General features: G+C 57.2%; 1 protein-coding gene. It reads left to right on the top strand.

What is annotated here, in order from left to right; all coding sequences use genetic code 11:
- Nucleotides 1–278 (top strand): hypothetical protein (locus AC23NW_RS36345; RefSeq protein ID WP_487455612.1); only part of this gene is annotated, 278 nt, incomplete at both ends.

Consider the following 278-nt stretch of genomic DNA (forward strand, 5'->3'; position numbering starts at 1 on the left):
GGCTATCAGGCAGGCAATGCAAAGAGCGGTTTAACTTCAGGCGTTTACCTGCTCAAAGTGCGCTCGACGGCTTCGGGCTGTGAGTCAGCGTCCGTGAGCGTTACGGTGAACGCCGCTCCGACTGTACCAGCTGCACCAACGGCAAGTGTGGTGCAGCCGACCTGTGTCGTTTCGACGGGGACAATCACGATCAATACGCCCGCCAGCGGTGTTGCCTACAGTTTCGACAACGGCCTCAGCTATCAGTCAGATGATGTAAAGAGTGGCTTGGCTTCAGG

It is taken from the genome of Arsenicibacter sp. R0_47, from assembly GCF_057652235.1.